We start from the raw sequence: 6,310 nt of genomic DNA, 5'->3' as shown, positions 1-6,310 counted from the left end.
GACAGCTCCACTTCACAACCGGAGGCCTTCACCTGTCTGCACGACAGGCCGCCACCAGGTCACCTCAACTCGGGACAACGTCCCTGGACATCACATCTAGACCATTCAGGCGGCGTTCACCGGGAAGCCCTTCCGCCGGACGAGCCGCTGCGCTGTGCTGGGTCCGGCTCACTCTCACTCGATGCTGGGGTACCTGGTGAAAAAGTCCCGCGTTGTGCTGCCGCTGGTCGCCTTGTTCGCGACGGCGTTCGCCGTCCCCGCCCACGCCGACCCGCTCGCGGCGCCGCTCGGCACGCCGCCGGTCGAGGCCGCGCCCGCCGCGTCCTCGGACCACCAGGGGCCGGCCACCTTCGCCGCGGCGGACCCCGACGACGGGCTCGTCACCGGCAGCGCGACCACCGAGGTCGCGCCCGGGCTCGACCTCACCCAGTTCGACCGGTTCGACCCGGCGGGCTGGATCCGCGGCGACACCCTCGCCGTCGACCTGGGCAGCAAGGTCCTCAAGCCGACGTACCTCAGCCCGGGCACGGTTTCCGCGCGCACGCCGCTTTCGCAGCAGGTCGCGCGGGCGGGCGCGGTCGCCGGGGTGAACGGCGACTTCTTCGACATCAACGCCACCGGCGCGCCGATCGGCGTCGGCATCGACCACGGGCAGCTGCAGACCGCGCCCGCCGCCGGGCACAACCTCACCGCGTCGATCACCGAGGCGGGAAAGGCGCGCCTGGCTTCGGTCTTCCTCGAAGCGAACGTGACGCTGCCGAGCGGCGCGGTGAAAGCGACCAACTTCAACAGCCCGGTCCTCGACCGCGACGCGATCGGCGTCTACACCCCGCTGTGGGGCGCCTCGGCCCGTGCGACGTCGGTGGCCGGCGCGGCTCGTGTCGTCGAGGTCGAACTGCGTGACGGCGTGGTCACCGACGTCCGCGCCGCGCCCGCGTCGGGTCCGATCGCGGCGGGGAGCACGGTCCTGCTGGCCCGCGAAGCCGGCGCGGACGCCCTCGCCGCGCTGAAGCCGGGTGACGCGGTCGGCGTCACGTACGCGCCGCGCACGGACGCCGGGAAGATCGCGGTCGCGGTGGGCGGCAACGAAGTCCTGCTCCGCGACGGTGTCGTGCAGCCCGTCGACAACGTCGCCATGCACCCGCGGACCGCGGTCGGCTTCTCCGCCGACGGCCGCCGGCTGTGGCTGGCCACTGTGGACGGTCGCCAGGCCGACAGCCGGGGCATGACCGAGCTGGAACTGGCGCGCCACATGAAGAGCCTCGGCGCGGACGACGCCATCAACCTCGACGGCGGCGGCTCGTCGACGCTCCTCGCGCGCAACGAGGGCGAAGCCGCGCCGAGCATCCGCAACGCCCCCTCCGACGGCGGGGAACGCCTGGTGCCCAACGGGATCGGCTTCACGACGGTGCCCGGAAGCGGTCGCCTCACCGGGTTCGCCCCGGCTCCCGCGGTCGCGACGGCCGACGCGAACCGCGTCCTGGCCGGCCTGACCCGGCACCTCGTCGCCGACGGCCACGACGAGACCGGCGCCGCGGTCGCCGCCGACCCGCGCTGGAGCACCTCCGACCTCCGGCGGGCCACCGTCACGCGCGGGGTCGTCACCGGCCACGGCGCCGGCGCGGTCGACGTCGTCGCGAAGTCCGGCCGCGCGGCCGGGAAGACCACGCTTTCGGTGCTGGGCAAGCCGGTCCGGCTCGGCACGAGCACCGAGCAGGTCGCGCTGTCCGGCGCCGGCGCGAAGAGCACGTTCAAGGTCTACGGCTACGACGCCGACGGGTACGGCACCTGGCTGGAGCCCGACGACGTCAAGCTGGACTACGACCATGCCGTGGTGAAGGTCGAACCGGCGGGTGACGGGTACTCGGTGACGGCGTTGACCGCGTCCGGGGCGTCTGCGATCACCGCGACCGCCGCGGGCTTCACGACGCACCTGGCCGCATCGGTGGGTACCGTGCCGCAGGTCGCGTCGCCGCTGGACGGCACCGCGGGCTGGGCCGCGACGGTGTTCCCGGCGGTCGTCGGCGCGGCGCTGTCGGCCGCGCCCGGCCGTGACGGCGGCGCCGGTCTCGCCCTGGACTACCGGCTCACCGGCACGACCGCCACGCGCGCGGCCTACGTGACGCCGTCGTCGCCGCTGCCGGTGCCGTCCGGCACGCAGAAGATCGGGCTGTGGGTCAACGGCGACGGCAAGGGCGCCTGGCTGCGGGCGGAGCTGCGCGACGCGGCGAACGTCGCGTCCATTGTGGACTTGTCGCTGAGCGTCGACTGGACGGGCTGGCGCTACGTCACGGCGGCGGTTCCGGCCGGGCTGCCCGACGGTCAGCGGCTGGCGCGCTTCTACGCCGTCGAGAACGTGCCGGACCAGCAGTACGAAGGGCACCTCGTGTTCGACGACCTCACCTTCGAGGTGGCGCCGACGGCGACGGTGCCCGCGGACCCGGCGCCGCACGACCCGGCGCTGGTCACCGACGGAACCCTGACCGGGGGCCTGCGGGTCGCCGTCGTCAGCGACGCCCAGTTCACCGCGGACGACCCGGCCGGCCCGCTGGTCGCGCAGGCCCGCCGCGCCCTGCGGGAAGCCGTCGCGGCGAAGCCGGACCTGGTGCTGATCAACGGCGACTTCGTCGACCGCGGCACGCCGCCCGACTTCGTGCTCGCGAAGCAGGTCATCACCGAGGAGCTCGACGGCAAGGTGCCCTGGTACTACGTGCCGGGCAACCACGAAGCCGAGGGTGGCAACGGGCTCGCCAACTTCCAGGCCGTCTTCGGGGTGACGCACCAGGTCGTCGACGTGCACGGCATCCGGCTGGTGCTGATGGACTCTTCGCGGGGTTCGCTGCGGGCGGGCGGGTTCGACCAGATCCGGATGTTGCGCTCGGCGCTCGACTCGGCCGAGCGCGACCGATCGGTCCACGGTGTCGTCGTCGCCATGCACCACCCGGTGAAGGACCCGAGCCCGACCGGGAACTCCCAGCTCGGCGACCGGAAGGAAGCCACGTTGCTTACACAGTGGCTGACCGGGTTCGAGCAGGCGTCCGGCAAGCCGGCCGGGTCGATCGCCTCGCACGCGGGCGTCTTCTCGCTCTCGCGTGTGGACGGCGTGCCGTACCTGGTCAACGGCAACTCGGGCAAGGCCCCGGCGGCCGCGCCCGGCGACGGCGGGTTCGTCGGCTGGACGCTGGTGCGCGTCGACCCGGCCGACCGCGCGCAGCCGGTGCGCTTCGAGACGCGGCCGAACGTCGACTCGCTGACGCTGTCCGGGCCTTCCTCGCTGAAGCGCGGTGACCGCGCCGAGGTGCGGGCGACCCTGCGCCAGGGCACCCGGGACCTGCCGGTGTCCTACCCGGTGAGCGCGGACTGGACGGTCGGCTGGGGTGTCGTCGCGTTCGACCCGGCGTCCGGGGTCCTGACGGCGCTGCGCCCGGGTGTCGCGCGGCTCTCGGTGACGGTCAACGGGGTGACGCGGACGCTGGTGGTGACCGTCCGCGGGTAATCCGTTCGGTTTTTGTCGGTGCCCGGTCCTATGGTCGGGGTGTGGACGAATCGGAGGACCGGGAACCGGCGCTGGTGCAGGCCAAGGCGCTGGTGAAGCGCTTCGGCGAGTTCGAGGCCGTGCGCGGGATCGACGTCGAGGTGCGGCGCGGCGAGGCGTTCGGCTTCCTCGGCCCGAACGGCGCCGGGAAGTCCTCGACCATGCGGATGATCGCGTGCGTGTCCCCGCGCACCGACGGCGACCTGCGGGTGCTGGGGCTCGACCCGGAGGTGGCCGGGCCGCGGATCCGCGCGCGGCTCGGCGTGGTGCCGCAGCTGGACAACCTGGACGTCGAGCTGACCGTCCGGGAGAACCTGCTGATCTACGGCCGCTACTTCGGGCTGTCGCGCGCTGCGGCCCGGCGCAAGGCCGAGGAGCTGCTGGAGTTCGCCCAGCTGACCGACCGCGCCGACGACAAGGTCGACCCGTTGTCCGGCGGCATGAAACGGCGGCTGACGATCGCGCGCTCGCTGGTCAACGACCCGGAGCTGCTGCTGCTCGACGAGCCGACGACCGGGCTGGACCCGCAGGCCCGGCACCTGCTCTGGGATCGCCTCTTCCGGCTCAAGGCGCAGGGCACCACGCTGATCGTCACCACGCACTACATGGACGAAGCCGAGCAGCTGTGCGACAGGCTGGTGGTGATGGACCACGGCCGCATCGCGGCGGAGGGCTCCCCGGCTGACCTGATCAGCCGGTACTCGACGCGTGAGGTCGTCGAGCTGCGGTTCCCGCCGGGGGAGCAGGCCGGGGCGGCCCAGCGGATGGAGGGGCTCGCGGAGCGCGTCGAGGTGCTGCCGGACCGGGTGCTGCTCTACAGCGACGACGGCGAGGCGGCCCTGGAGCACGCGCACGCCCGCGGGGCGCGGCCGTTGTCGAGCCTGGTGCGCCGCAGCTCGCTGGAAGACGTCTTCTTGCGGCTCACCGGCCGGACGTTGGTGGACTGAGCCGTGACGAAGACGAACGGGAGGCACTCGCCGACGACTCTCGCCGGTCGCCCGCGGCGGTTCGGCCGGTCGTGTCCGGGGAGGCGGCGATGACCGTCTCCACCGGTCGCGTCGTCGGGAAGTGGCACGGCGCCTGGCTGCGCGTCGAGGGGCACTGGACGTGGTACCGGCGGCACTGGCTGTCCACTTTGTACTCCACCGGCCTCCAGCCCGTGCTGTTCCTCGCCGCGATGGGGCTCGGCTTCGGTTCGCAGGTGCGGCCGGGCGCGGTCACCGGCGGCCTGTCGTACCTGCAGTACATCGCGCCCGCGCTGCTGGCCGCCGGCGCGGCGCAGCAGGCGGTCGGCGAGTCGAGCTACCCGGTGCTGTCCGGGTTCAAGTGGCAGAAGGACTACCTGGCCGTCACCGCCACGCCGGTGTCGCCGGGCCAGGTGTTCGGCGGGCACCTGATCTGGTCGGCGATCCGGCTGACGCTGGCCGGCGCGATCTACGCGTTCGTCGCGCTGTTCTTCGGCGCCTGGACGAGTCCGGGCGTGCTGCTGGTGGTCGTGGCCGGCACGGTCACCGGCCTCGCCTGCACCACGCCGATGGCGGCGCTCGCGGCGAGCACGCACGACGAGGGCCAGCGCTTCGGGCTGATCTTCCGCTTCGTCGTGATGCCGATGACGTTGTTCTCCGGCACGTTCTTCCCGATCTCCCAGCTGCCGGGCGCGATCCGCTGGCTGGCCTGGCTTTCCCCGCTGTGGCACGGCACGCAGCTGGCCCGCGGCGTGAGCGTCGGCGGGGTCGGCGGCTGGGCGATGCTCGGCCACTTCGCCGTGCTGGCGGGGTTGTTCGCGGCCGGGTGGGCGCTGGCGCACCGGGCCTTCTACCGGAGGCTGGTGGTCTGATGGTGAGCGTCCAAGCGCCGCCGGCCCGCGCCGGGCTGCTGCTGCGGATCCTCCCGCCCGGGCTGTACGCGGGCCGCGCGCGCATGCTCGTCGAGCGGTCGTACCTGGTCTACCGCACCAACTGGATGATCTTCCTGTCCGGCGCGGTCGAGCCGTTCCTCTACCTGCTGGCCTTCCAGCTGGGCTTCGGCAAGCTGGTCACCGAGGTGGCGGGCCCGGACGGCCGCCCGATGAGCTACGTCGCGTTCGTCGCGCCGGCGCTGCTGGCGATGTCGGCGATGAACGGCGCGGTCTTCGAGTCGACGTACAACCTGTTCTTCAAGCTGCGCTACGCGAAGCTGTACGACGCGATGCTGGCCACCCCGATCGGCCCGCTGGACGTCGCGCTGGGCGAGATCGGCTGGGCGGTCACCCGCGCGGGGGTCTACTCGGTGGCGTTCCTGGCGATCGCGGCGGCGATGGGGCTGCTGGTGTCGTGGTGGGCCCTGCTGATGGTCCCGGCGGCGCTGCTGGTGGGGCTGGCGTTCTCGGCGACGGGGATGGCCATGGTGACGTTCCTGCGCTCGACGGCCCAGTTCGACTACATCCAGCTGATCCTGATGCCGATGTTCCTCTTCTCGACGACGTTCTTCCCGCTGTCGGTCTACCCGGAACCGCTGCAGTGGGTGGTCCGCTGCCTCCCGCTCTACCACGCGATCGAGCTGATGCGCGGCCTGGCAACAGGCCTCCTGTCCGGCTCGATGCTGGTCAACCTGGCCTACCTGCTGGCGCTGGGCGGCCTGGGCCTGTGGGCCTCAACCCGCCGAATCGCCAAACTCCTCCTGACCTGACCCAATCACGCGAGATGCCCCTCCAATCACGCGAGATGCCTGCCTGATCACGCGAGTTACGCGCCCAATCACGTGAGTTCCGGCTCCAGTCACGCGAGTTCCGGTTTC

General features: G+C 72.5%; 4 protein-coding genes. All 4 read left to right on the top strand.

What is annotated here, in order from left to right; genetic code table 11:
- Positions 1-181 precede the first annotated feature (181 nt).
- The 4 genes from ACZ61C_RS47235 to ACZ61C_RS47220 all read left to right on the top strand — a co-directional run bounded on the left by ACZ61C_RS47235 (position 182) and on the right by ACZ61C_RS47220 (position 6,202).
- Positions 182-3,496 carry a phosphodiester glycosidase family protein gene (locus ACZ61C_RS47235; protein ID WP_465314548.1) on the top strand — a complete coding sequence of 1,105 codons (3,315 nt, stop codon included), beginning with the start codon at positions 182-184 and terminating at the stop codon, positions 3,494-3,496.
- Between the two features lie 41 nt (positions 3,497-3,537).
- Entirely contained in the window at positions 3,538-4,482 is a 945-nt protein-coding gene (locus ACZ61C_RS47230) for an ABC transporter ATP-binding protein (RefSeq protein WP_465314547.1), read from the top strand.
- Positions 4,483-4,571: 89 nt separating this feature from the next.
- Positions 4,572-5,372, top strand: a complete 801-nt coding sequence (locus ACZ61C_RS47225; RefSeq protein ID WP_465314546.1) for an ABC transporter permease — start codon at positions 4,572-4,574, stop codon at positions 5,370-5,372.
- On the top strand, positions 5,372-6,202 hold the full coding sequence (locus tag ACZ61C_RS47220) for an ABC transporter permease (protein ID WP_465314545.1): 831 nt from the start codon (positions 5,372-5,374) through the stop codon (positions 6,200-6,202). The genes ACZ61C_RS47225 and ACZ61C_RS47220 overlap by 1 nt, the downstream gene beginning before the upstream one ends.
- The last annotated feature ends 108 nt before the right edge of the window (positions 6,203-6,310 follow it).

It is taken from the genome of Amycolatopsis sp. NPDC104587, from assembly GCF_055583645.1.
This window is presented reverse-complemented; position numbering and strand designations above follow the sequence as displayed.